Source organism: Arthrobacter sp. SLBN-112 (assembly GCF_030944625.1).
Taxonomy (GTDB): domain Bacteria; phylum Actinomycetota; class Actinomycetes; order Actinomycetales; family Micrococcaceae; genus Arthrobacter.
Genome location: NZ_JAUSXY010000001.1, coordinates 1,101,982 through 1,126,754, shown reverse-complemented (window position 1 = coordinate 1,126,754; position 24,773 = coordinate 1,101,982). Strand labels below are relative to the sequence as shown.

The 24,773-nt window shown below is 68.3% G+C and carries 16 protein-coding genes; 11 read left to right on the top strand and 5 right to left on the bottom strand.

The features are described from left to right. Nucleotides 1-8 precede the first annotated feature (8 nt). The 3 genes from QF050_RS05230 to QF050_RS05220 form a co-directional block, all read right to left on the bottom strand. Nucleotides 9-1,475 carry an MFS transporter gene (locus tag QF050_RS05230; RefSeq protein ID WP_308929475.1) on the bottom strand — a complete coding sequence of 489 codons (1,467 nt, stop codon included), beginning with the start codon at nucleotides 1,473-1,475 and terminating at the stop codon, nucleotides 9-11. Between the two features lie 65 nt (nucleotides 1,476-1,540). Next, nucleotides 1,541-4,171, bottom strand: coding sequence for a trehalase-like domain-containing protein (locus tag QF050_RS05225; protein WP_308929474.1), 2,631 nt, complete (start codon nucleotides 4,169-4,171; stop codon nucleotides 1,541-1,543). A gap of 209 nt (nucleotides 4,172-4,380) precedes the next feature. Beyond that, nucleotides 4,381-5,376 carry an LLM class flavin-dependent oxidoreductase gene (locus tag QF050_RS05220; RefSeq protein ID WP_308929473.1) on the bottom strand — a complete coding sequence of 332 codons (996 nt, stop codon included), beginning with the start codon at nucleotides 5,374-5,376 and terminating at the stop codon, nucleotides 4,381-4,383. Between the two features lie 143 nt (nucleotides 5,377-5,519). Between QF050_RS05220 and QF050_RS05215 the strand changes: the two genes are divergently transcribed. From QF050_RS05215 to QF050_RS05180, 8 genes are all read left to right on the top strand, one after another. Then, complete coding sequence (locus QF050_RS05215; protein ID WP_308929472.1) at nucleotides 5,520-6,392, top strand: aldo/keto reductase; 873 nt, start codon at nucleotides 5,520-5,522, stop codon at nucleotides 6,390-6,392. A 24-nt stretch (nucleotides 6,393-6,416) separates the two neighbouring features. Beyond that, complete coding sequence (locus tag QF050_RS05210; protein WP_308929471.1) at nucleotides 6,417-7,115, top strand: type 1 glutamine amidotransferase domain-containing protein; 699 nt, start codon at nucleotides 6,417-6,419, stop codon at nucleotides 7,113-7,115. A gap of 229 nt (nucleotides 7,116-7,344) precedes the next feature. Next, entirely contained in the window at nucleotides 7,345-8,325 is a 981-nt protein-coding gene (locus QF050_RS05205; protein WP_308929470.1) for an ABC transporter substrate-binding protein, read from the top strand. A 157-nt stretch (nucleotides 8,326-8,482) separates the two neighbouring features. Next, nucleotides 8,483-9,748, top strand: a complete 1,266-nt coding sequence (locus QF050_RS05200; RefSeq protein ID WP_308929469.1) for a benzoate/H(+) symporter BenE family transporter — start codon at nucleotides 8,483-8,485, stop codon at nucleotides 9,746-9,748. 77 nt (nucleotides 9,749-9,825) lie between these two features. Beyond that, nucleotides 9,826-10,452 (top strand): TetR/AcrR family transcriptional regulator, encoded by a 627-nt coding sequence (locus QF050_RS05195; RefSeq protein WP_308929468.1) that lies wholly within the window; start codon nucleotides 9,826-9,828, stop codon nucleotides 10,450-10,452. Between the two features lie 100 nt (nucleotides 10,453-10,552). Next, on the top strand, nucleotides 10,553-12,091 hold the full coding sequence (locus QF050_RS05190; protein WP_308929467.1) for an aldehyde dehydrogenase family protein: 1,539 nt from the start codon (nucleotides 10,553-10,555) through the stop codon (nucleotides 12,089-12,091). Next, the gene (locus QF050_RS05185) at nucleotides 12,092-13,729 is read left to right on the top strand and encodes a GMC oxidoreductase (protein WP_308929466.1); all 1,638 of its coding nucleotides are present in this window, start codon (nucleotides 12,092-12,094) and stop codon (nucleotides 13,727-13,729) included. It abuts the gene before it with no gap. A gap of 144 nt (nucleotides 13,730-13,873) precedes the next feature. After that, nucleotides 13,874-15,451, top strand: a complete 1,578-nt coding sequence (locus QF050_RS05180; protein ID WP_308932104.1) for an APC family permease — start codon at nucleotides 13,874-13,876, stop codon at nucleotides 15,449-15,451. Nucleotides 15,452-15,558: 107 nt separating this feature from the next. Here QF050_RS05180 and QF050_RS05175 read toward each other — a convergent pair whose 3' ends face one another. Next, complete coding sequence (locus tag QF050_RS05175; RefSeq protein ID WP_308929465.1) at nucleotides 15,559-16,839, bottom strand: wax ester/triacylglycerol synthase domain-containing protein; 1,281 nt, start codon at nucleotides 16,837-16,839, stop codon at nucleotides 15,559-15,561. Between the two features lie 111 nt (nucleotides 16,840-16,950). On the opposite strand from QF050_RS05175, the gene QF050_RS05170 reads away from it, so the two are divergent. The 3 genes from QF050_RS05170 (at nucleotide 16,951) to QF050_RS05160 (ending at nucleotide 21,052) form a co-directional block, all read left to right on the top strand. Next, a complete protein-coding gene (locus QF050_RS05170; protein ID WP_308929464.1) occupies nucleotides 16,951-17,514 on the top strand; it encodes a hypothetical protein in 564 nt (187 codons plus the stop codon). After that, nucleotides 17,511-20,372 (top strand): ATP-binding cassette domain-containing protein, encoded by a 2,862-nt coding sequence (locus QF050_RS05165; protein WP_308929463.1) that lies wholly within the window; start codon nucleotides 17,511-17,513, stop codon nucleotides 20,370-20,372. Before QF050_RS05170 ends, QF050_RS05165 begins: the two co-directional genes overlap by 4 nt. Before the next feature lie 245 nt (nucleotides 20,373-20,617). Continuing rightward, complete coding sequence (locus QF050_RS05160) at nucleotides 20,618-21,052, top strand: hypothetical protein (RefSeq protein ID WP_308929462.1); 435 nt, start codon at nucleotides 20,618-20,620, stop codon at nucleotides 21,050-21,052. Between the two features lie 18 nt (nucleotides 21,053-21,070). Here the strand turns inward: QF050_RS05160 and metH are convergent, their stop codons facing one another. Next, nucleotides 21,071-24,733: a methionine synthase gene (gene metH / locus QF050_RS05155; protein WP_308929461.1), complete on the bottom strand. Its 3,663-nt coding sequence runs from the start codon at nucleotides 24,731-24,733 to the stop codon at nucleotides 21,071-21,073. Nucleotides 24,734-24,773: the final 40 nt, after the last annotated feature.

Here is a 24,773-nt window from a genome sequence, read left to right as displayed (position 1 = left end):
GCGTCCCGCTAGCTGGAGCTGCCCTCCGCGCTGGTGGGGACCGGCTGCTCCTCTGCCTTCCCGGCGTCCTCAGCCTTCACCGCGGGCATGGCCAGCACGGCTGCCACGGTGAGCAGCCCGGCCACCAGCGCGGCCAGGAATACGGCCCCGGATGCGCTGATCACCGTGGCGGGATCGGTGTTGCCGCCGCTGCTGCCGCCGTAGATGGAGTTGGCCACAGCACCGAAGACGGCCACGCCCAGGGCGCTGCCGATGGAACGGGCGAACATGTTGGTGCTGGTCACCACGCCGCGTTCGTGCCACGGCACGCTGGACTGGGCGGAGATGAGCGTGGGCGTGGCCAGCAGGCCCAGGCCGAGCCCGACGACGAAGCAGCTGATGGCGATCAGCGCCACGTTGGGCGAAGACGCCGTCAGCGCCAGGATCAGCAGCCCCGCCACGGAAATGGCGATGCCGATCAGGGCGGTGGATTTGAAGCCGATCCGCAGGTAGAACTTGCCGGCCTGCGAGGCGCTGAGGGGCCAGCCGAGGGTCAGGGCGGCGAGCGCCAGGCCGGCCACCAGCGGCGAGGAAGACAGGGCACCCTCCAGGTAGGTGGGCACGTAGGAGGTCAGGCCGATCATGACCGCCCCGACCCCGAAGGACACCAGGGTGGTGGTGGCCAGCAGGCGGCGGGACACCACCCATGCCGGCAGGATGGGTTCCGCCGCGCGCCGCTCCACCAGGAGGAACGCGACCAGCAGGACGGCGCCCACCGTGAACACGGCAATGCTGATGGGAGAGTTCCACGCCCAGGCCTGGCCGCCTTGCAGGGCGCCGAGGATCAGCAGGCCCAGGGATCCTGCCAGCAGTACGGCGCCGGCATAATCCACTTTGTGCTTGGCGCGTTCCACGTCCTCATGAAGGGTGCGGACCAGCATCCAGCCGGCCAGCAGGCAGAGCGGCACGTTCACCAGGAAGATGCCGCGCCAGATGCCCAGCGCGGAGAAGATGCCGCCCAGGCTGGGGCCCACCACCGAGGAGACGGCCCACACGCTGGCCAGGTAGCCCTGGACCTTGGCACGTTCCTGAAGCGTGTAGATGTCGCCGGCGATGGTGACGGCAACCGGCAGCACCGCACCGGCGCCGAGTCCCTGCAGGGCCCGGAAGGCGATCAGGGAGGGCATGCTCCACGCCAGGCCGCAGAGGACCGAGCCAAGCAGGAACAGGCCAATACCCGTGAGGATGATGGGCTTGCGGCCTGTCATGTCGGACAGTTTGCCGTAGATGGGCACCGAAACCGCCTGCGCCAGCAGGTAGGCGGAGAAGAGCCAGGGAAAGGAGGAGAAGCCGCCCACGTCGCGGACGATCGAGGGCACGGCGGTGGCGACGATGGTGGAATCGATGGCCACCAGTCCGGTGGACAGCATCAAAGCGATGAGAATCGGGCCCCGTTCGGAACGGAACCCCACTCCCTGGGCGCGGGCGGTCATCATCAGTCTCGTTTCAGTCTTTTTGGGTCCCTGTTACCTCCACTCTAGGTACCCGCAACCGACGCCGACTACCGTCTGCCCTGGTGTGCGTCCAGGAGCCGGGCGCAACGGATGAAGCCCAGGTGCGAGTAAGCCTGCGGGTGGTTGCCCAAGTGGGTCTCGGTGCCGGGATCGTATTCCTCCGGGAGCAGTCCGGTGGGGCCGAAGAGGTTCACTAACTGGTCGAACAGGTCCCAGGCCTCATCGATGCGGCCCACGGCAACGTAGGCTTCGATCAGCCACGTGGTGCAGATGTGGAACCCGCCCTCCAGGCCCGGCAGGCCGTCGTCGTACCGGTAGCGGAACACGGTGGGGCCCACCCGCAGTTCCCTTTCCACGGCGGTGACGGTGTCCAGGAAGCGCTGGTCCGTGACCTCCAGCAGGCCCGAGAGGCCGATGTGCAGGACGGCGGCGTCGAGGTCTGGGCTGTCGTAGGCCACCGTGTAGGACTGGGCCGATTCGTCCCAGCCTTCGCGCAGCACCTCATCGCGGATGGTTGCCGCCGTCGGCGCCCAGGCCTGGTCCGGCTGGCGTCCGTGGCGGGCCGCCGTCCGCAGCGCCCGGTCGAGGGTGACCCAGCACATCACCTTCGAATAGACGTGGTGGCGGGCCGCACGCCGGGCCTCCCAGATCCCGTGGTCCGGTTCATGCCAGCGGGCCAGTACGGCCGATGCCATCTGCACCATCAGTTCCCAGTGGGCGTCGTCGAGCGAGCCCTCCCGTTCACTGAGCGCATGGATCAGTTCGGCGACGGGCCCAAAGACGTCCAGCTGGACCTGGTGGTCCGCGGCGTTTCCGATCCGTACCGGGCGGGAACCGGCGTACCCCGGGAGGCTGTCGACGACGGCCTCCGTGGAGAGCGGCGCGCCGGTCACCGAGTACAGGGGGTGCAGCCATTCGGGGCCGGGTGCGTGCTCGAGGATGCGGCCCAGCCAGTCCAGGAAGCCCGCCGCCTCAGCGGTGGAGCCCAGGTCCACCAGTGCGTTGACCGTCATGGACCCGTCCCGGAGCCAGCAGTACCGGTAATCCCAGTTCCGTGTCCCGCCGATCCCCTCGGGCAGGGACGTGGTGGGCGCGGCGAGGACGGCGCCCGTGGGCTCATGCACCAGGGCGCGGAGCACCAGGGCCGAGCGCCGCACCAGGGAGGGTTTGACGGAGGGCAGGGCGAGGTCCTGCACCCACTGGCGCGATTGCAGGGCCACCCCCGCCCGGCGCTCCGTCTCGCCTTCGGGATCCGCGGGCTGCGGTTCGGTATCGCCGCAGCGCAGGTTCAACACCACCGGGCCGTCCTGCAGGTTCACGGAAGCCGTGGCTGTAGCGTGGACGCCGTCCGAGGTGATGCTGAAGGTCACGCCCGGAGCGAACAGGATGATGGGCTCAGAGGTTCCCACCACGTGCAGTTCGTCACCGCGGGCCTCCAGGCTGAACGGGGCGTTGGCGTAGTCCGGCCGGGGAGCGAAAGTGATCCTGGCGGCGCCATGGCCGGAGAGCACCCGCACCAGGCTGGTAATGCCTTCCGGTGCGGGCTCAAGGTAGTCGGTAACCGTGACGTCCGCCCACCGGGTTTCGACGATCATGGTGCTGTCCACATACCGCTGGCCCAGCACCTGTGAGGCTTTGACCGGTTCCACGGAGAAGTGGCCGGCGGCGTCTCCACCCAGGATGTGGGCAAACAGGGACCCGGAATCCGGCAGCGGGTGGCTCATCCAGCAGATCTTCGCGTCCGGGGTCAGCAGCGCGGTGGAGGATCCGTTGCCGATCATCGAGTGCCGTTCCAGGCCCACGGCGTCCTCCCCGAAGAGCCAGGCACGGCGCAGTTCGAAGAGGAGGGCAAGGACGCGGGCAAAGGCTTCCGGGTCACGGACACGATGCGCGGCGGCGGTCTCCCCCGGCCCTACCCGCAGCCCCAGGTCGGGGCCGCGCAGGGTGGCGATGGCCAGTTCGTCGCTGTAGGCATCCCCGGCGAACATGGCGGCGCTTGCCCCGAGCCGGGACCGCAGGATTTCCAGCGCCTCGGCTTTGGACGGTTCCACCACGGAGAGGTCCAGCACGGAGCCGTCCACAATGAAGAAGAGCCCATGGAGGCGGGCAATCTCGCGGGCGGTCTCCGTTACCGATTCCACCACCTCCGGCGGTGCGGGCCGGGTGTGGACGGAGACAGCGACGGGTTTGCGTTCAATCCAGATGCCCTCCTGGAAGCCCACGGCCTCGTTGAGGGCGGCGTTGACCTTTTGCAGGACGGATTCGGTGGCCAGCGTTTGGGCGTGCGCGAAGCCCATGTCCGTCTCGGCCCCGTGCGACCCGATGAGGTGCACCTCCACGGGCAACCGCGACACCGCCGCCAGGTCACGGAGTGACCGGCCCGAAATGATTGCGGCGTGGGTGTTGGGCAGTGCCGCCAGGGCACGCAGGGCGATGGCCGCATTGCCCAGGGGAAGGACCTCGGTGGAAATGCCTTCGGCCTCGCACAGGGTACCGCCGTAGTTGCAGGCCACCAGGAGGGACGGTACGCGGGCCAGCACTTTGAGTTCAGCCAAGAGCCCCGGGGTCAGCCCGTTTCCGGCCGCATCCGACTGGATGAAGGTGCGGAGCATGTCCAGCGGGAGGGAGCGGGTGAGCAGCGCGGATTCCGCCACGCTTTGGTTCAACGGCGTAGGCATCCAGGTACCCCTTCGAGGCACGACCAGGCCGGGAACTCAGCCGCTGGATCGCCTGCGGACTACCGGTTGGTGCCCCGCCCGGAAATCCCAGCTATCCCTGACGGGGCAGTACCCATCTTCAGCCGCGGGGGTTTCCCCCGAAAGTCGCTTTCATTGCGTCTGTGTAAAAGCCGCGGACAGGGCCCGGGGCACCGCGTGCGGCGAAGCCCTCAGGCGCCGACCCGCGCCAGTCCGGCAGCCTCGGCCAGCAGCTCGACCGACCGCAGGCGCGCCTCGGTGCCGGTGCTCTGGTGCGCCACGATGAGTTCGTCGGCGTCGGCGTGCTTGCCGAAATCAGCCAGGTAGTCCACCACGGCGTCCGGCGTCCCCACCGCGGAGTAGCGCATCATCTGGGCGACGTGCTGTCCCTGCGGGGAGTCCAGAACCATGTCCGCCTCGTCGTCGGTGAATTCGCGGCCGCCGCCGAAGAACAGCGAGACCCGGGCACGCTTGGTGGCCTGGAACATGGCCTGGGCCTCGGAGGCGGAGTCGGCGGCGATCACGTTGACGCCGGCGATCACGTGCGGCGCGTCCAGCTGTGCGGAGGGCTTGAACTCGCGGCGGTAGATGGCCACGGCGTCCTGCAGGGCGGCGGGGGCAAAGTGCGAGGCGAAGGCGTAGGGCAGGCCCAACTGCGCCGCCAGCCGGGCGCCGAACAGGGACGAGCCCAGGATGTACAGCGGAACGTTGGTCCCCTTGCCCGGCGTTGCCTCGACGCCCTGGATGCGGGTGGGGCCGGTCAGGTAGCCCTGCAGTTCCAGGACGTCCTGCGGGAAGCTGTCCGCGGACATCGGGTCCCGGCGCAGGGCGCGCATGGTGTTCTGGTCACTGCCCGGTGCCCGGCCCAGGCCCAGGTCGATCCGGCCGGGGTGCAGGGTTTCCAGGGTTCCGAACTGTTCCGCGATGGTCAGCGGCGAGTGGTTGGGCAGCATGATGCCCCCGGCGCCCAGCCGGATGCTTTCGGTGTGTGCGGCGACGTGGGCGATCAGCACGCTGGTGGCGGAGGAGGCGATGGAGGACATGTTGTGGTGCTCCGCGTACCAGACCCGCCGGTACCCCAGCTTCTCTGCACTCTGCGCCATGGCCACGCTGCCCGCGAAGCTCTCCGCCGCCGTCTGGCCTTTGCCGATGGTTGCCAGGTCAAGGATGGAGAGGGGAAGAGTCACGTCAGGTGCCGGCCTTTCAAAAAAACGTTTCGTAGGGCGTGCCGGCCGGATTGCGGCGGGCACTTTGTGTATAACGACGGCGGGCCCCGGCTTATTTCTGTGAGATGCGGAATACTCAGCACACTGATGATGTTGCCGCCCCTATGAGCCAAGATTCAACGAAGCAGCTGGAACTGTCCGGAACGATCGACCTCAAGGACCTGGGAACCGTGCACCGGCTCGGTTTTGGTGCCATGCGCATCGTGGGCGACGGGGTCTGGGGTGAGCCCGCCGACCGCGCCGCCGCCGTGGCCGTGCTGCGCCGCGCAGTGGAGCTCGGCGTGGATTTCATCGACACCGCCGACTCCTATGGCCCCAACATCAGCGAGGAAATCATCGCCGAGGCCCTGCACCCCTACAAGGCGGGGCTGAAGATCGCCACGAAGGTGGGCTTCACCCGCACCGGTCCCAACAAGTGGATCCCCGTGGGCCGCCCCGAATACCTGCGCCAGCAGACGGAACTGAGCCTGCGGAAGCTGAAGGTGGACACCCTGGACCTGCTGCAGCTGCACAGGATCGATCCCAAGGTGGACGCCGAGGAGCAGTTCGGCGTGCTGCGCGAACTCCAGGACGAGGGCAAGGTCCGCGCTCTGGGCCTGTCGCAGGTGGGCGTGGCGGAGCTGGAAGCGGCCGGAAAGCACTTCAACGTGTCCACGGTCCAAAACCGCTACAACCTGACCGACCGGTCATCGGAGGACGTGCTGCGGTACTCGGAAGACAATGGCATCGGGTTCATCCCGTGGGCACCCATTTCCGCAGGCGAGCTCGCCAAGCCGGGCGGACCGCTGGATGAAGCCGCCAAGCGCCTGGGCGCCACCACCTCCCAGGTGGCCCTCGCCTGGCTGCTGCGCCGCTCCCCCGTGATGATGCCCATCCCCGGCACCGGCTCCGTGGCCCACCTCGAAGAGAACATGGCCGCCGCCGGCATCACGCTCGACGACGATACGTACGCCGAGCTCGAAGCCGCCGGCAAGTAGAAACCCAGAGACAGGAGAAACACCATGGCAAACATCCTGATGGTCGTCTCGGCCGCCGATTCCCTCACCATGAAGGACGGCAGCGAACACCCCACCGGCTACTGGGCGGAGGAGCTGGTGGTATCCCACCAGACCCTGACCGAAGCCGGGAACACCGTGCACATCGCCACCCCCGGCGGCAGGAAGCCCACGGTGGACCAGGTGAGCCTGGCCCCCGAATCGGCAGGCGGTGAGGACCGCGCGCAGGGCTTCCGGGACTACCTGGCGAAGATCGACGGCGAGCTGGCGCACCCGCTGGTCCTCGCCGACGTCGACATCAACGGCTATGACGCCGTGGTGATGCCCGGCGGGCACGGCCCCATGGCCGACCTTTACAAGGACGCCCACCTTGGCCGCCTGCTGGTGGCAGCCAACCGGGACGGCAAGGTCATTGCGCCGTTCTGCCACGGACCGGCGGGCCTGCTGAGCGCAACGGACGACGACGGCGGGTTCGCTTTCAAGGGCCGGCGCCTGACGGTCTTCACCAACGAGGAAGAACTCGGCGGCGGAACCGGCGAGAACACGCCGTGGCTGGTGGAGGACGCGCTCAAGGACAAGGGCGCCGTGGTGGAGAACGGGGCCGCCTGGTCCTCCAACGTGGTGCGGGACGGGAACCTCATCACCGGGCAGAACCCGCAGTCCAGCGAGGCCGTGGCCAAGGAAGTCCTGGCAGCCCTCAGCTAAGGCCAGGCAGGCAGCGCAGTGCAAGGGGGACCGGTTCGCCGGTCCCCCTTTTGCGTGCCGCAGGCGCCGGGAGCGGCCCGGAATGTGACTGCCGCGGTCCTCCGGTTAACCGCCATTACTCCCTGTATCTCCGGATTTCGCGCCCTTTGGTTCCCCCGGCGGGGCTGCCGGATAGTTGCTGCAACGCGCACATTCCGCGGCATCCCAACCCACCTCCAAGGAGGAACCATTGGCCATCAAACCCAAGCCGTCCGCCGTCGTGGCGCTCACCGTCGCAGCGCTGCTGGGGCTGTCTGCCTGCTCCGACCCGGGCGCCTCGGCGGCGACAGCACCGTCGTCGTCATCCACTGCCGGCGCCGCGGGCAAGACCTTCAACCTGTCACCGCAGCAGGACCGCTTCCCGGTGACCACGGACGCCGCGGCAGCGGCCCTGGTGCCTGAGGCGGTCAAGGCCGACGGCAAGCTCACGGTGGTGACTACGGGCGGCGCGGCGCCGTTGAGCCTGTTCGCCACGGACAACAAGACCCTGATCGGCAGCGAGGTGGACATCGCATACGCCGTGGGCGAGGCCCTGGGGCTTGACGTCGAGGTCCTGCCCGTCGCCTGGGCGGACTGGCCGCTGGGCATCGAATCGTCCAAGTACGAGGCCGTACTGTCCAACGTGACCGTCACCGAGGCGCGCAAGGAAAAGTTCGATTTCGCCACGTATCGCAACGACCTGCTGGGCTTCTACGCCAAGAGCGACTCCGGCATCGGGGAGGTCAAGGAGGCCAAGGACGTGGCGGGCAAGCGGATCATCGTGGGCTCGGGCACCAACCAGGAAGCGATCCTGGTGCGCTGGGACGAGGAGAACAAAAAGAACGGCCTGGCGCCGGTCCAGTTCCAGTATTACGACGACGATTCCGCCTCAAGCCTGGCCCTCCAGTCAGGACGTGCGGACCTGACCTTTGGACCCAACGCCGCCGCGGCGTACAAGTCGGCGCAGGACGGGAAGACCAAGCAGGTGGGCACCCTGAACGGCGGCTGGCCGCTGACCGCGCAGATCGCCTTCACCACCGAGAAGGGCAACGGCCTGGCGGTTGCCGCACAGGCCGCGCTGAACCACCTGATTGACGACGGCACCTACGCCAAGATCCTGGACCGCTGGGGCCTCTCCTCCGAGGCCGTCCAGAAGTCCGAACTTAACCCGGCGGGCCTGCCCAAGAAGTAGGCGGCCCCCGCCCCCGTACCGATGGACAGGGCGAGGAAGTAGTTTATGACTACGTCCTGGCAAAGCAGGGCAGCACGCAAACAGGGAGATACCCTTGGAGGCGCTCCAGAGCTGATGCTTCGGAGCGTCTCAGGGTTTCCCCAAGCCAGGAGCCCCGATGAGCCGTCCCCGCCACGATCCGGCAGCCCCGCCGGCGCCGGCACCGGAACCCCTGCTGGAACGCCCGGGGGTCCGGCCCGCGGGCCCCCGCCGGATTCTTCGCGACCTGGGCCTGTCGTATGTCTCCAACGGGGCCATCGGGCTCATTTTCGCGGCGTCCGGACCGATCGCCGTCACCCTGGCTGTCGGGACGGCCGGCGGCCTGACCCAGGGCCAGCTGTCGTCCTGGGTTTTTGGCATTCTCTTTTCCGGCGGGGCGGCCACGCTGCTGATGTCGCTCATTTACCGGCAGCCCCTGGGCTTCGCCTGGTCCATCCCCGGCACGGTGCTCCTGGGACCTTCCCTTCAGCATCTGGCCTTCCCCGAAGTCGTCGGGGCCTTCTTCACCTCCGGCGTGCTGATCCTCGCCCTGGGCGCCACCGGGGTGGTGCGTAAAGCCATGGCGCTGGTGCCCATGCCGCTCGTGATGGCCATGGTGGCCGCGGTGTTCCTGAAGTTCGGCACTGACATCGTTGCCTCCACCCAGGACAACCCGGCGGTGGCTGCTCCGATGGTGGCCGCGTTCCTGGTCCTCACCGCAGTTCCCAGGCTTGGCAGGTACCTGCCGCCGGTCCTGGGCACCCTGGTGGCAGGCTGCATCGCCGTGGCGGCCAGCGGCCAGTTCAACCTTGCGCCCGGCGGACCGCTCCTGGCCACCCCGGTTTTCACCGCCCCTGATTTCACATGGGCTGCCCAGCTCGAGCTGGTGGTTCCCCTGGCCCTCACCGTGCTGTTCGTCCAAAACGGCCAGGGCATCGCCGTCCTCCGCGCCGCCGGCCATCAGCCGCCGGTGAATGCCTTCGCCATCGCCTCGGGCGCGTTTTCAATACTGAATGCCGGATTCGGCGCAGTTTCGGCATGCGTCACGGGTCCCACCAACGCCCTGTTGACGTCGTCCGGGAAGCGCCAGCGCCAATACACGGCTGCCGTGGCGTACGGCCTGCTGGCCCTGGTATTCGCCGCGTTTGCCCCCACCCTGACCCGGCTGATGCTGGCCGCGCCCAAGGAGTTCGTCCTGGCGCTGGGCGGCATCGCGATGCTGCGCGCCCTTCAGCAGGCCTTCGTCACGGCCTTCGCCACGAGCTTCACCCTGGGTTCGCTGGTGACGTTCGTGGTGACCATCTCCGGCATGAACCTCTTCAACATCCACGCCGCATTCTGGGGCTTGGTGATTGGCTACGGGGTGTCCCGCCTGCTTGAGCGCGCGGACCACGCCCAGCCGTGACGGCATACAGCTCAGCCGGGCGCCCGCCCGGGTCCGGCAAAGTGCGCTTCCGGCCGGTTAGGCAATAGTCTGGCCAGATGGGGACGAATGCCGTGAACTCCGGCGAACAGGTGGACAGGCAGTCACGCATCCTCGAGGCGGCGATGGACCTGTTGTCCCGCCATGGCATTGCAGGGGTGAGCATGCGTGCCGTGGCGCGCGAAGCAGGCGTGGCTCTGGGCCTGGTGAACTACTACTACGACGACAAGACCACGCTGATCCGGGCTGCCCTGCGGCGGGTGGACGAACACGACCTCCTGCTGGTTGCGCCGGACCCGTCCTTGCCCCCTGACGAACAATTGCGCAAAGCGCTTCGGCGGGTGGCAGGCGCAGACTTGCTGACCACCCGCTACCTGTCACTGCGCTTGCACCTGTGGGCCCTGGCCCGGGCCGACGAGGATTACGCCCAGATCAACGCCGCCGCGTTCGACCGGTACCTGGACGGGCTCGCCACACTGGTGTCCAATGCGATTCCTGAACTCCCTTGGAAGGCATGCAGGGATCGGGCCGCCGATATTGTCGTCATCCAAAACGGCATGTGGTTGACCGCCCTCCTCGGCGTGGACCGGGCTGCCACCCAGCGGAGCATCGCCCGTACGGAGGAGATCGCCTTCGCACCGGTTCCGGACGACACAGGAACCTCCCCGGAACCCGGCCTGGACTGAGGCCACCCGCCGTACCACGCGGATAGTGGCGGGCGTAGCATTGAACGACTGTTCAAGAAAAGTATTGAACAGTCGTTCAATCTCCATTATTGTGCTCGGTATGACTTACGCCACAGCAGACGGAGACGCCGCCGCACGCGCCCTCCGCGACACGCCCCGCACCCTGTTCATCAACGGCCGCTGGGAACCGGCAGCCTCCGGCGCCGCCCGGGAGATCCGCAATCCCGCCGACGGCGAAGTAGTCGCCATGGTGTCCGAAGGCGACCGTGAGGACGCCGAACGCGCCATCGCCGCGGCCCGGGCAGCCTTCGACTCCGGAGTGTGGTCTTCCGTCCCGGCCCCCGAGCGCGGCACGTTCCTGCTCAAGGTTGCCGCTGGCCTGCGGGAGCACCGGGAAAAGTTTGCCCGCGCCGAATCGCTGGACACTGGTAAGCGCATGGTGGAAAGCCGCATCGACATCGATGACATCGCCGCCTGCTTCGAGTACTTCGGCAGGCTCGCGGGGCAGCAGCCGGGCCGTGTGGTGGACGCCGGGAATCCGGACGTGGTCAGCCGGATCGTCTACGAACCGGTCGGCGTCTGCGGCCTGATCACGCCGTGGAACTACCCTCTCCTCCAGGCTGCCTGGAAGATTGCACCCGCGCTGGCAGCCGGCTGTACCTTCGTCCTCAAACCGGCCGAATTAACCCCGTCCACCAGCATCCTGTGCATGCAGCTCATGCAGGACCTGGGCCTGCCCGACGGCGTCGCGAACCTACTCACCGGACCCGGCACCAAGGTTGGGGCACCGCTGTCCGAACACCCCGACGTCGACCTCATCTCATTCACCGGCGGGCTGGAAACCGGCAAGCGCATCGCCGCCACCGCTGCCGCCACTGTCAAGAAAATTGCGCTTGAGCTGGGCGGCAAGAACCCGAACGTCATCTTCGCTGACGCCGACTTCGATGCCGCAGTGGACAACGCGCTCAATGGTGCATTCGTCCACTCCGGCCAGGTCTGCTCCGCAGGCGCCCGCCTGGTGGTCGAGGAATCCATCGCCGAACGCTTCGTGGATGAACTGGTGCGCCGCGCTGAAGGCATCCGCCTGGGCGGCCCCTTCGACGACGACGCCGAGACCGGCCCGCTGATCTCGGCAGGACACCGCGACAGTGTCCACGAGTACGTCCAGCGCGGCATCGCCGAAGGCGCCCGGCTCAGGACCGGCGGCTCGGCGCCGTCCGGGGAGAAGTACGACGCCGGGTTCTACTACCTGCCCACCATCCTGGACCAGGTGCAGCGCGGCATGTCCGTGGTCACCGACGAGGCGTTCGGCCCGGTGGTCACGGTGGAAACCTTCCGCACCGAGGACGAGGCCGTGGCGATCGCCAACGACACCATCTACGGCCTGGCAGGGGCCGTCTGGACGCAGGACGCCGGGAAAGCCCAGCGGGTGGCGGGCAGGCTTCGGCACGGCACCATCTGGATCAACGACTACCACCCCTACCTCCCGCAGGCCGAGTGGGGCGGCTTCGGCCAGTCCGGCGTCGGCCGCGAGCTGGGCCCCACCGGCCTGGCCGAATACCAGGAAGCCAAGCACATCTACCAGAACACCAGCCCGCAGGTCACCGGCTGGTTCGCTGACCACGGCAAGGAGAACTAGATGCACTACGACAACATTGAGGACGTGAGCGACCGCGGGTTCGACTACGTCGTGATCGGCGGCGGGTCCGCCGGCGCCGCCGTCGCCGCGCGGCTCAGTGAGGACCCGGACGTCACCGTCGCCCTCGTGGAAGCCGGCCCGGACGACCGGAACCTGCCCGAAATCCTGCAGCTGGACCGCTGGATGGAACTGCTGGAATCCGGCTACGACTGGGACTACCCCATCGAGCCGCAGGAGAACGGCAACTCCTTCATGCGGCACGCCCGCGCCAAGGTGATGGGCGGCTGCTCCAGCCACAATTCCTGCATCGCCTTCTGGGCTCCGCGCGAGGACCTGGACGAGTGGGAGTCCAAGTACGGCGCCACCGGGTGGAACGCGGACGCCGCGTGGCCGCTGTACAAGCGGCTGGAAACCAACCAGGACGCCGGCCCGGACGCACCCCACCACGGGGACTCCGGCCCCGTGCACCTGATGAACGTGCCCCCGGCGGATCCTGCCGGCGTCGCGCTCCTGGACGCCTGTGAGCAGGCGGGCATTCCCCGTGCGAAGTTCAACACGGGAACCACCGTGGTGAACGGTGCCAACTTCTTCCAGATCAACCGGCAGGCGGACGGCACCCGCGCCTCCAGCTCGGTTTCCTACATCCACCCGATTATCGAGCGCCCCAACTTGACCCTGCTGACCGGCCTCCGCGCCCGCCAGCTGGTGTTCGATGCGGACAAGCGCTGCACCGGCGTGGACGTGGTGGACTCCGCGTTCGGCCGGACCCACCGGCTCTCCGCGCACCGCGAGGTGGTCCTGTCCGCCGGTGCCATCGACTCGCCCAAGCTGCTCATGCTCTCCGGCATTGGCCCGGCAGCGCACTTGGCCGCCCACGGCATCGAGGTCCTGGTGGACTCCCCCGGCGTGGGCGAGCACCTGCAGGACCACCCCGAAGGCGTGGTGCAGTGGGAGGCCAAGCAGCCCATGGTGCAGGCCTCAACGCAGTGGTGGGAGATCGGCATTTTCACCCCCACCGAGGACGGCCTGGACCGGCCGGACCTGATGATGCACTACGGCTCCGTCCCGTTCGACATGAACACGCTGCGGCACGGCTACCCCACCACGGAGAACGGCTTCAGCCTCACGCCCAACGTCACGCACGCACGGTCCCGCGGCACCGTCCGGCTGCGCAGCCGCGACTTCCGCGACAAGCCGATGGTGGATCCGCGCTACTTCACGGACCCGGAAGGCCACGACATGCGCGTCATGGTGGCGGGCATCCGCAAGGCCCGTGAAATCGCCGCCCAGCCCGCCATGGCGGAATGGGCCGGGCGCGAGCTGTCGCCCGGCGTCGAGGCGCAGACGGATGAGGAACTGCGGGACTACATCCGCAAGACCCACAACACCGTGTACCACCCGGTGGGAACCGTCCGGATGGGCGCGGACGACGACGATATGTCGCCTTTGGATGCCCGGCTGCGGGTCAAGGGCGTCACCGGGCTACGGGTCGCCGATGCGTCCGTCATGCCTGAGCATGTCACCGTCAATCCCAACATCACGGTCATGATGATCGGCGAGCGCTGCGCTGACCTGATCAAGGCGGATTACGCCGGCGCCGATGCCGCAGACAAGGAGCTCACCACTTCCCTGGCCTGAGCGGGCCCCACGGGGTCGCCGCTCCCATGAGCACCAACCCTCAAACAAGCGTTATTCCGCCGCACCCCAGGGCGGCCGGTCCCATCGTGCTTTCTGATCCAGGAGTCCAATTTGGAACCCAGCAAGAGTATTGATTCAAGCGGCATGGACGAATTCGGCTACACCCAGACCCTCGACCGAAGTATCGGCAAATTTGCCAGCTTCGCCGCGGGTGTCAGCTACATCTCCATCCTCACCGGTGTTTTCCAACTGTTCTACTTTGGTTTTTCCATGGCCGGCCCGGCGTACGCCTGGTCCTGGCCCATCGTGTTCGTAGGCCAGCTGATGGTGGCCCTGTGTTTCGCTGAACTGGCCGGCCGCTACCCGGTGGCGGGTTCGGTCTACAACTGGGCCAAGCGGCTGGCGTCGGGGACCTCGTCCTGGCTGGCCGGGTGGCTGCTGCTGCTGTCCTCGATCATGGCGCTGGGCTCGGTGGCGCTGGCCCTGCAGATCACGCTGCCGCAGCTCTGGTCCGGCTTCCAGTTCGTTGGTGACGGTACCGGCCCCTATGACTTCGCCATGAACGGCGTGGTGCTGGCCACCATCATGATCACCATCTCCACCCTCATTAACGCGTTCGGGGTGAAGCTGATGACCAGGATCAACAGCATCGGCGTCTTCGTGGAGCTGGTAGCGGCCGTGCTGCTGATCCTCGCCCTGGGCTGGCACGTGGTGCGGGGCCCTGAGGTCTTCTTCCAGACCAACGGCTTCGGCGAAGGCCACGATCTGGGCTTCTTCGGCGTCTTCCTGATCGGCGCCATGGCCTCCGGTTATGTCATGTACGGCTTCGACACCGCCAGCTCCCTCGGCGAGGAAACCAAGGACCCCAAGAAGACCGCTCCCAAGGCCATCCTGCGCGCCGTCACGGCGTCGTTCCTCCTGGGCGGGGGAATCCTGCTGTTCGGCATCCTGGCCGCACCGGACCTCACGGACCCGCAAATCGGCTCTCCCGACGGCGGCCTGCAGCACATCGTGCTCTCCGTCCTGGGCGGCCCGTTCGGCAAGGCCTTCCTGGCCTGCATCGTGGTGGCCGTGGTGGTCTGCACCCTGGCCGTCCACGCCGCCGCCATCCGGATGATGTTCGCCATGGCCCGTGACAACAACCTGCCCTTCAGCCGGCAGCTCAGCAAGGTTGATCCCGTCCGCCGCACCCCCACCGTGGCCGCGATCGTCATCGGTGTCCTGGCCGTTCTGCCGCTCCTGGTCAACGTTACGCAGCCGGCCATCTTCACCATCCTGTCCAGCATCAGCATCGTCCTGATCTACCTCTCCTACCTCCTGGTGACGGTTCCCCTGCTCCGCAAACGGTTCCTGAAGAAGTGGCCGCTGGCCGACGACGGTTCCGAGCCCGGGTTCTGCATGGGCAAGTGGGGTGTTCCCGTGAACATCCTGGCGGTCCTTTGGGGCGCTGCCATGACGGTGAACCTGGTGTGGCCCCGCCCGGAAATCTACAACTCAGTGCCGCCGTTCGAGTGGTACCTGCAGTGGGGCGGCGTGATCTTCGTGGCCGCCGTGGTGATCGGCGGAACCCTGCTCTACCGGCTTAAGATCCGCCACCAGACAGGGGTGCTGGCCGAGCACGCCGCGGCCGTCTCTGCCCACCCGTCGTCCGGCGATCCGCGGTATGACGCGCCGGAGGAGGCGCTGGCAGCTAACGGGGCCCTGGCAACAGAATCCGCCTAACACCTCACGCAAAAGGGTCGACGGCGGCACCCACCTGGGGTGCCGCCGTCGACCCTTTTGCTTTGGAATGGGTCCTGCCGCTCTGAGGCGATATCCCAGCACAACGCTCACCTGCCCAGACGTGCCAGCTCCTCCCCCATGGCCTGCGCAAACACATCGCCTGGGACATTCGAGGCATCGAAGTGGATGCCGCAACACAGGTTGCCGGCGTAGGAGACCGCAGCGACGCCGAGCCGCACATTGCCGGCAAGCACCGCAACCGGCCAGAGCGCGGTGACCGGAGCCCCCGCGAGGAGAAAAGCTCCTTTCGTACCCGGCACGTTGGTGACGAACCCGCCCACCAGATGCTGCCGTCTGGCGAGGCTGTCCATGATGCGCGCGCCGATCGGGCCGCGCATGAACTCCAGGGTGCCCTGGTCCCTCGCCCGCAGCTTCTCGTCACGCGTCTGGGCACCGATGAGCCGCAAGCGCTCATCCGGGTCTGGCTCGCCGAGTGGCAGCCGCACCAGCATGACTCCCACCTGGTTCCCCGCAGTCCCGCGGCGCCGCAGAGCCACCGGTTCCGAGACCGGCAACCAAGACGGAACCGGTTCACCGGCCGCCAACAAAGCTGCCCGGAAGCCGGCCGCCGACGCAGCAAGCAGTGCATCGTTGACGGTGGCACCCCGCGGGCGCACCGCCGCTTCGAGGGCTTCGATTTCCGTCCGCAGGAAAGCGACGCCGTGGTGGGCGCTGCGCTCACCCAGCAGCATCGTGCGGCCCACGCCCTGGCCCCATAAAGTCTTGCGGATGCGGCTAAGCCCCGTCCCAATCCGACGAAGTGTGCTGCGGGGATCGTTCCGGGGATGGTGCCGGGGAGCCTCCGTCGGCCGGCGCATAAGGGGCTGGTTCGAGGGGCTCTCCCCCGGTTCGCCGGGATCGAAAAGCCGCTGCACGATGAGCGCCGCCGTCATCCCGTCGGCCACCGCGTGATGGATACGCAACACGACGCCAAGTCCTCCCGCTGTGGCACCCGGTACCACCAGGATCTCCCACAACGGACGGTCCCCTGCCAGCGGCTGCCCCATAAGTTCGGCGCATCTGTCCTCAAGTCCTGTAAGGCCATCCACGGGCTCTACGGCGCGGATGTGGTGCTCGACGTCCGGAATGGTTTCAATCCAGTGGTGCCGACGGCCCGACTGGACGGCGCTTTTGCGGAGTGCCGGCAACTCCGCAATCCGCTCACGGAGGACCGCCCTCAGCGCTGCGATGTCTGCCGTGCCGTCCGGAGCCAGGAAGCCTCCGGGCGCGAGCAGCGCAGCGACGAGGAACACGTTGACCTGGCCGGCGTGGTCAAGCACCAGGTTCGCCTCATCAGCAGGGGCCAGCCATTGTGTCGCTGGGCACATGTCTCGAGAGTAGCCGGGAGACAGCCCGACTGATAGTGGTTCTAGTGGAGACCTGACGTCATACAACGCGGCAGCATCCCGCTCCGGGCAGCAACGCCCTACCCTTGACAGGTGACATTGACTAAGACCCGCACCGCCGCCGCGAGCTCCCTCGCCGCCGCCGGCCTCCTGCTGACCCTCGCCGCCTGCTCCACGCCGGCCGCCACCCAGTCCGCTCCCTCCGCATCCGCATCCGCTTCCGCCTCGGCATCAGCCAGCGCCTCTGCCTCCGCCGGGCCCTGCACCGGGGTGAAGGTCGTGGTGGATTCCGCCTCCCTGAAGCAAGCTGCCGCCGACACCTCCACCTGCGTGCCCGCGGACGGACCCACTCTGGCATCGGACGTGCTGAGCAAAGCCGACGTGAAGATCGAGGGCACCGCCAAGTACCCCACGAGCTTCGCGTGCCGCGTCAACGGCGTGCCCGCTGCGGACTTCGACATCAAGCACAAGGGCGGCACTACCCGCGAAGCGTGCGATGACAAAAACACGGTCTCTTATTGGGCCCTCTGGGTGAAGCCCGCCGCCGGCACGTGGGCCTACGCGCAGGAAGGCCTGGACAGCCTCAAGCTCAGCCCCGGCGAGAGCCTTGAACTGCTCTACACCGTGGACAACGAACCGGCAGCACCCGCGTCATGACCTTCCGGCCCGCGCCGTTACGGGCGGCGGCGGCCCTCGCCGCCGTCTTCATCGCGGCGCGGGTCATCTACCGAGTCCTGTTCAACGGGGCGGGCATCGGTGAGCCGCTCCTGCTGGCCATGCCGCAGGTCCGGCTTCCCGCGCCCTACGCGCATGTGGTCCTCCTCGGCCCGGTTACGGCGCCCGGTCTCTGGCAGGCGGTGCTGTCCGCCCTGCCCATAGCCGGGCTGATCCTCGGCTTCGGGCTGCTCAACGCGTGGGTTGATGTGTCCCGCGGCTTCGTCCGGCTGGCCCGGGGCGGCCCACTGCAGGGCGTGGCCCGGGTGCTGGTGGTGGCATGGGCGGCGCTCCCGGCCCTGTCCGACGCCGTGGCCTCCGTCCGCCTGGCCTTCCGGTTGCGGGGCGAACGCTTCGGACCCCGTGCCCTGGTTCCTGTGCTGGAGCGCACCCTTGAGCATGCGGGCCGGGTTGCCGCGGCCCTGGAGTTGCGCGGATTCGCTGGCCGGCCCGCACCCCAATCGGTTTCCGGCAGCGCCCCGCCGCTCGTGGTCCGGGACGCACAGTTCCGGATTGGCAGCGCGCAGGTGCGCGCGGCCGGGTTCACGCCGCCCGCCGGATCCATCACGGTCATCACCGGTCCCACGGGCTCCGGCAAGTCCACCATCCTGCGCGGCGTCGCCGGGCTGCTCTCGCATGTCGACGGCGGTGGCATCTCCGGCACGGTGCGCGTGGCCGGCGTGGACCGTGCCGCTGCCCCGCCGCGCGACACGGCCCGCCTGACCGGGGTGGTCCTGCAGAATCCCCGCGCGGCCTTTGCCACCACGCGGGTCAGGGACGAGATTGGCCTGGCCCTGGAACTGCGCGGCGTGGCCCGGCCGGCCGCCACGGCCCGGGTGCTGGAGGTGGCGGAGCGGATCGGGGTCTCGGCACTGCTGGACCGGAACGTCAGCACCCTGTCGGCAGGTGAGGCAACGCTGGTGGCCATCGCCGCCGCCGTCGTGGACCATCCCGTCCTGCTCCTGGTGGACGAGCCGCTGGCCGACCTCGATGCCACAGCGCGCCGCCGCGTCATCGCCGTGCTCAGCGGCCTCGCCCGCCACTCCGGTGTGTGCGTGATCGTGGCGGAGCACCGGGCGGAAGCGCTGGTCCCTGTTGCCGGTTCATGGTGGACCCTCGAGGGCGGCGCGCTGGTGCCCGGCGCGGCGCCTTCTCCCGCTCCTGCGCATCCCGCTGAAGGTCCTGCCCCAGTTTTGGCGGACACCGTACCCGTGCTTACGGCCACGAACCTAGCCGTGCACGGCGGCGGCACGCCCCTGGTGCGGGAGGCATCCCTGGCCCTGCACCCCGGCGAGATTGTGGCGCTGGTGGGCCCGAATGGGGCCGGTAAGTCGTCCCTCCTGGTGGCGCTGGCCCTGGGTGAGGGCGCCAGCGCCGCAAGGACGGACGACGGCGGCCGGGTGGCCCTGGTGCCGGACGCCTCCGACGACCTCTTCACCAGGGACACCGTTGCCGCCGAGTTGAGGGCGGCGGAGCGGCGCCTGGCGCGCGGAAAGACGCGCGGAGGCTCTGGCGGAAAGCCCGCTGGGAAGCCTCCACCCGGCACGGCGGAAGCACGGCTTGCCCGGCTCCGGGGCAACGTCAGCATGCCCATCGGGCACGAACACCCCCGGGACCTGTCCGCCGGCGAGCGCAGGATCCTTGCCATCGCGCTGCAGACCATGGACCGGCCGCAAGTGCTGCTGATCGATGAGCCCACCCGCGGGCTCGATCCCACCGCGCGGACGGCGGTCGCGGCAGCACTGCGGGCCGCTGCCGCGGAGGGCGTCGCGGTCCTGTTCGCCACCCACGACCTCGAGTTTGCGCACCGGCTCGGGGCCCGGATCCTGCCGATGCGGGACGGCGTGGCGCCCTCCGCCCTGGCAGCCGGTCCGGATGAGTCAGCAGACGTTCCCGCAGCCCAACCTCTGGCCCCGGCCCGGACCATCGAGCACCGGCCTGACCTGCCCGGCGCGAAGCCGGGCCGCCGTATCCGGATGCCGCGGGCAGCCGAGCTGGCAGTCCTGGCAGCCGCAAACCTGCTGGCCCTCGCGGCCTTCTGCTGGCCGCTGCTTGCCGCGGCACTTCCGCAGGACGCCGCTGCAGCCACCCCGTACGCCGCCCTGGCCATCGCGCCCCTGGCCGCGGCCGCCGTCGTGGTGTCCCTGGACGGTTCAGTCCGCTCGGCACACACGGTGGCGTTGCTCGGCGTCCTGGCAGCGGTAGGTTCGGCGGTGCGGGTGGCGAGTACCGGCGTCGGCGGCGTGGAAGCCGTGTTCATCCTGCTGGTCCTGGCGGGCCGGGCGTTCGGTCCGCGGTTTGGCCTGCTCCTCGGCGCGGCCACCATCGCCGTCTCCAGCGTGCTGTGGGGCGGGATCGGGCCGTGGACGCCGTTCCAGATGTTTGCCTGCGCGTGGGTGGGCGCGGGGGCCGGACTGCTCCCCCGCCGGGTGCGCGGCAGGGCAGAGCTGTGGATGCTTGCCGGGTACGGCGTGGTGGCGTCCTATGTGTTCGGCCTGCTGCTCAATCTGTGGTTCTGGCCCTTTGCGGTGGGCAGCGGCACCGGGATTTCCTACGTGCCGGGCGCACCGCTGGGCACCAACCTCAGCAGCTTCCTGCTCTACTCACTGCTGACGTCGACGGCGGGATGGGACACCCTCCGCGCCGTCACCACGGTCATCGGGATCGCGGTGGTGGGGCGGGCCGTCCTGGCCGCGCTCCGGCGGGTGAAGCCGGTCGCTGGCCCGGCTTCCGGCGCAAACGGCCGCCCCGCCCGGACACCGTCCACCCACGCCAGGGACCGGCACCAGCTCACACCTTGAAGTACTTGGCCTCCGGGTGGTGCAACACGAACGCGTCGGTGGACTGCTCGGGGTGCAGGAATAGTGTCCACCCGTAGGCCCGCGCCCTCCCCGACCTACGCCCACCGCAGGTAAAAGCCTTCGCTGAATTCGGGTACCTGCCACCCGGGTGCCCGTTAGACCGCGGCCGTACCGTGGACTTAGACCTTGCTGCGCCCCTACGCGTCGGGGCGCAGTGGCAAGACAGTTGAAGGAGAACGGCCAGCATGACCCCTCACGAAGCACCAACCTACGAGCCGACGCATTACGAAGCTGGTTGGCGGTTGAAGCCGCGCCCGTGGCCTGTTGGCCCCAGCGAGAGCTACGGAAAAGTGGACTTTGATGACGGTGAGGGAAAGGCCGTCCTCACCCTCTACATTCAGCGCGCGCCCGAAGAAGGTTACGTCCTGCACCTCGAGCACCTAACCGCGCCGCTGCGGGTGGATGGCACGCTCCTTCGCCTGAGCCCGGCTCCTCCTGTGGACAGGGAGGCCGCGGACTTCCGCCGGATCTCCGCTGCCCGTACGGCTGCCGCGAAAGCCGCAGCCGAGCTGGACGCAGCCGTCAGCGCCGCCCGCGCGAAAGGAGACTCGTGGGAGGTTATCGGTGCCGCCCTCGGCACATCCGCTCGAACTGCCCGGGCGCGGTTCGGGCAGCATTGAGAGGACCGCGAGACCAGCTCACACCTTGAAGTACTTGGCCTCCGGGTGGTGGAACACGAACGCGTCGGTGGACTGTTCGGGGTGCAGCATCAGCTCATCGCTCAGGACCACGCCCATGCGCTCGGGCTTCAGCAGCTCGGTGACCTTGCGGCGGTCCTCCATGTCCGGGCAGGCGGGGTAGCCGAGCGAGAACCGGGCGCCGCGGTAGTCAAGCTTGAAGTACCCTGCCGTGTCCTTGGGCTCCTCGGCCGCGAAGCCGAGCTCCTTGCGGATCCGGGCGTGCCAGAATTCGGCGAGCGCCTCGGTGAGCTGCATGACCAGGCCGTTGAGTTCGTAGTAGTCGCGGTACTGGTTGGCCGCGAACATCTTGGAGGTGAACTCTTCGATCTTGGAGCCGGCGGTGACCAGCTGCACTGGCAGCACGTCAATCTGCCCGGATTCCCGCGACTTCACGAAGTCGGCCAGGCACAGGTGCCGGTCGCGGCGCTGGCGCGGGAAGTTGAAGCGCAGCCTGTCCGTGCCGATCGGACCGCCTGAACCACCGTCGGGGGCGAGCAGGCCCGCCTGGCCCAGGACGCCGTCGGGATCCTCGCCGTGGTGCAGCACCACCACCTGTTCCCCTTCGGAGACCACGGGGAAGTAGCCGTAGGCCACCGAGGCGTCCAGCATGCCCTCGCCCAGGATGCGGTCCAGCCAGTAGCGCAGCCGCGGCCGGCCTTCGGTCTCCACCAGTTCCTCGTAGGAGGCGCCGTCCTCGCCGCGGCCGGGTTTGAGGCCCCACTGCCCCATGAACGTGGCGCGCTCGTCCAGGAAGGCGGCGTAGTCGTGGAGCGAGACGCCGCGGACGATCCGGGTGCCCCAGAACGGCGGGGCGGGGACAGGGTTGTCGGTGGCGACGTCGGACCGGCCGGGCATCGCCTCAGGCTCGGTGATGGTGAATTTCGGGCCGCCCTTGTGGATGCGCTTCTTCAGCGGCGGCAGGCCCACGGAGTCCGGGTCCTCACCGCGGGCCACGCGCACCAGCGGTTCCATGAGCGCAAGGCCCTCGAAGGCGTCCTTGGCGTACCTGACGGTGCCCTCGAACTGCTCCGCCAGGTCCTGCTCCACGTAGGCGCGGGTCAGGGCGGCGCCGCCCAGGATGACAGGCCACCTCTTGGCCAGGCCGCGCGTCTGCAGCTCGGCGAGGTTTTCCTTCATCACCACAGTGGATTTCACCAGCAGCCCGGACATGCCGATTACGTCGGCGTCGTGTTCCTCCGCGGCGGCGATGATCTCGGCGATGCCCTGCTTGATGCCGATATTGACTACCTTGTAGCCGTTGTTGGTGAGGATGATGTCCACCAGGTTCTTGCCGATGTCATGCACGTCGCCGCGGACGGTGGCGATCACCATGGTGCCCTTGCCGGAAGAATCCGCCTTTTCCATGTGCGGCTCGAGGAGGGCCACGGCGTTCTTCATGACCTCGGCGGACTGCAGCACGAACGGCAGCTGCATTTCGCCGGCGCCGAAGCGTTCGCCCACCACTTTCATGCCCTCGAGCAGGTGGTCGTTGATGATGCCCAGCGGGGTCATGCCTTCGCTGCGGGCCAGGTCCAGGTCCTCCTCGAGGCCCTTGCCTTCGCCGTCGATGATGCGGCGTTCCAGGCGGGCGCCGGTGGGCAGGGCGGCGAGTTCGGCGGCGCGCTGGTCCTTCAGTGCTGCGGTGTCGACGCCGGCGAAGAGGTCCAGCATGCTGGCGAGGGGGTCGTAGGTGGTGTTGCCGTCGGCGTCGTATTCGCGGCGGTCGTAGACGAGGTCCAGGGCCACCTTGCGCTGTTCTTCAGGGAGGGAGGCGAGCGGGACGATCTTGGCGGCGTCGATGATGCCGCTGGTCAGGCCTGCCTGGACGGCTTCGTGCAGGAACACGGAGTTCAGGACGATGCGGGCTGCCGGGTTGAGGCCGAAGGAGACGTTGGAGACGCCGAGCGTGGTGTTGATGCCCGGGTACTTGGCGGTGATCTGGCGGATGGCCTCGATGGTTTCGATGCCGTCGCGGCGGGTTTCCTCCTGGCCGGTGGCGACCGGGAAGGTGAGGCAGTCCACGATGATGTCCTCGACGCGCATGCCCCACTCGCCCACCAGGGAGTCGACCAGGCGCGACGCGATGGCTACCTTGCCGTCGGTGGTGCGGGCCTGGCCCTGTTCGTCGATGGTCAGGGCGATCACGGCGGTGCCGTGTTCCTTGACCAGCGGCATGATGCGGGCGAAGCGGCTGTTGGGGCCGTCGCCGTCCTCGTAGTTGACGGAGTTGACCACCGGGCGGCCACCGATGAGTTCGAGTCCGGCCTGCAACACAGGCGGTTCGGTGGAGTCGATGACCAGCGGGAGGGTGGAGGCGGACGCGAAACGGCTCACAACCTCCTTGATGTCGGCCACGCCGTCGCGACCCACGTAGTCGATGCAGACGTCCAGCAGGTGGGCACCTACGCGGATCTGCTCGCGGGCGATGTCCACGCAGTCGTCCCAGCGCTCTTCGAGCATCGCCTGGCGGAAGGCCTTGGAGCCGTTGGCGTTGGTGCGTTCGCCGATGGCCAGGTAGGCGGACTCCTGGTCGAAGTTCACGTGCTGGTAGAGGGAGGCGACGCCGGCTTCGCGTTCGGTGGGGACGCGGGCGGGGGCTGTTTTGCCGTTGCTGGCGTTCGTGTCCGTGGCGGCCACGGCTTGGGTGCGGAAGGGGGCAAGACGTTCGACGACGGCGGCCATGTGTTCCGGCGTCGTACCGCAGCAGCCGCCCACCAGGCCCAGGCCGAATTCGCGGACGAATTGTTCGTGCGCGGTGGCGAGTTCGGTGGGGGAAAGCGGGTAGTGCGCCCCGTTGGCGCCGAGGATGGGCAGCCCGGCGTTGGGCATGCAGGCGATGGCGACGGAGGACTGTTTGGAGAGGTGGCGGAGGTGCTCGCTCATCTCGTCCGGGCCGGTGGCGCAGTTCAGGCCGATGGCGTCGACGCCGAGCGGTTCGAGGGCGGTGAGCGCGGCGCCGATTTCGGAGCCCATGAGCATGGTTCCGGTGGTTTCGACCGTTACTTCGACGAAGATGGGGAGCCGGATGCCCTTGGAGACGATGGCCTGCTTGCAGCCGTTGACGGCGGCCTTGGTCTGCAGGAGGTCCTGGCTGGTTTCGATGAGGAACGCGTCCGCGCCGCCGTCGATGAGGCCCTCGGCCTGGAGGGCGAAGGTCTGCTTGAGGTAGTCGTAGCTGGTGTGGCCCAGGCTGGGGAGCTTGGTGCCGGGGCCCATGGAGCCGAGGACCCAACGCATCCGGCCGTCTGTTTCTTCTGCCGCTTCGGCACGTTCTCGGGCGATTTTGGCGCCCTTCAGTGCGAGTTCCTCGATGCGGTCGTCGATGCCGTAGTCGGAGAGGTTGGACCAGTTGGCGCCGAAGGTGTTGGTTTCCACGGCGTCGATGCCGGTGGCGAAGTAGGCGTCGTGGATGTCCGCGATGACGTCCGGGCGGGTGTCGTTGAGGATCTCGTTGCAGCCTTCGAGGTTCTGGAAGTCCGTTTCGAGCTGCAGGTCCCGGCCTTGCAGCATGGTGCCCATGGCGCCGTCGGCGATGACCACCCGGTGGTTCACGGCGTCCAGGAGCTCCTGCGAACGGGCGGGGCGGGGGACGGACTCGATGTCCAGTGCGAAACGAGGCATTTAACCAGGTTACGGGCGGGGGCGCCTGCGTTGCGCTGTG

Excerpts from the sequence above, each read along its gene's own strand:
- metH (WP_308929461.1), bottom strand. The coding sequence starts at position 24,733 with ATGCCTCGTTTCGCACTGGACATCGAGTCCGTCCCCCGCCCCGCCCGT.
- QF050_RS05160 (WP_308929462.1), top strand. The coding sequence starts at position 20,618 with ATGACCCCTCACGAAGCACCAACCTACGAGCCGACGCATTACGAAGCT.
- QF050_RS05165 (WP_308929463.1), top strand. The coding sequence starts at position 17,511 with ATGACCTTCCGGCCCGCGCCGTTACGGGCGGCGGCGGCCCTCGCCGCC.
- QF050_RS05230 (WP_308929475.1), bottom strand. The coding sequence starts at position 1,475 with ATGATGACCGCCCGCGCCCAGGGAGTGGGGTTCCGTTCCGAACGGGGC.
- QF050_RS05225 (WP_308929474.1), bottom strand. The coding sequence starts at position 4,171 with ATGCCTACGCCGTTGAACCAAAGCGTGGCGGAATCCGCGCTGCTCACC.
- QF050_RS05195 (WP_308929468.1), top strand. The coding sequence starts at position 9,826 with ATGGGGACGAATGCCGTGAACTCCGGCGAACAGGTGGACAGGCAGTCA.
- QF050_RS05190 (WP_308929467.1), top strand. The coding sequence starts at position 10,553 with ATGACTTACGCCACAGCAGACGGAGACGCCGCCGCACGCGCCCTCCGC.
- QF050_RS05215 (WP_308929472.1), top strand. The coding sequence starts at position 5,520 with ATGAGCCAAGATTCAACGAAGCAGCTGGAACTGTCCGGAACGATCGAC.
- QF050_RS05185 (WP_308929466.1), top strand. The coding sequence starts at position 12,092 with ATGCACTACGACAACATTGAGGACGTGAGCGACCGCGGGTTCGACTAC.
- QF050_RS05180 (WP_308932104.1), top strand. The coding sequence starts at position 13,874 with ATGGACGAATTCGGCTACACCCAGACCCTCGACCGAAGTATCGGCAAA.
- QF050_RS05210 (WP_308929471.1), top strand. The coding sequence starts at position 6,417 with ATGGCAAACATCCTGATGGTCGTCTCGGCCGCCGATTCCCTCACCATG.
- QF050_RS05175 (WP_308929465.1), bottom strand. The coding sequence starts at position 16,839 with ATGTGCCCAGCGACACAATGGCTGGCCCCTGCTGATGAGGCGAACCTG.
- QF050_RS05200 (WP_308929469.1), top strand. The coding sequence starts at position 8,483 with ATGAGCCGTCCCCGCCACGATCCGGCAGCCCCGCCGGCGCCGGCACCG.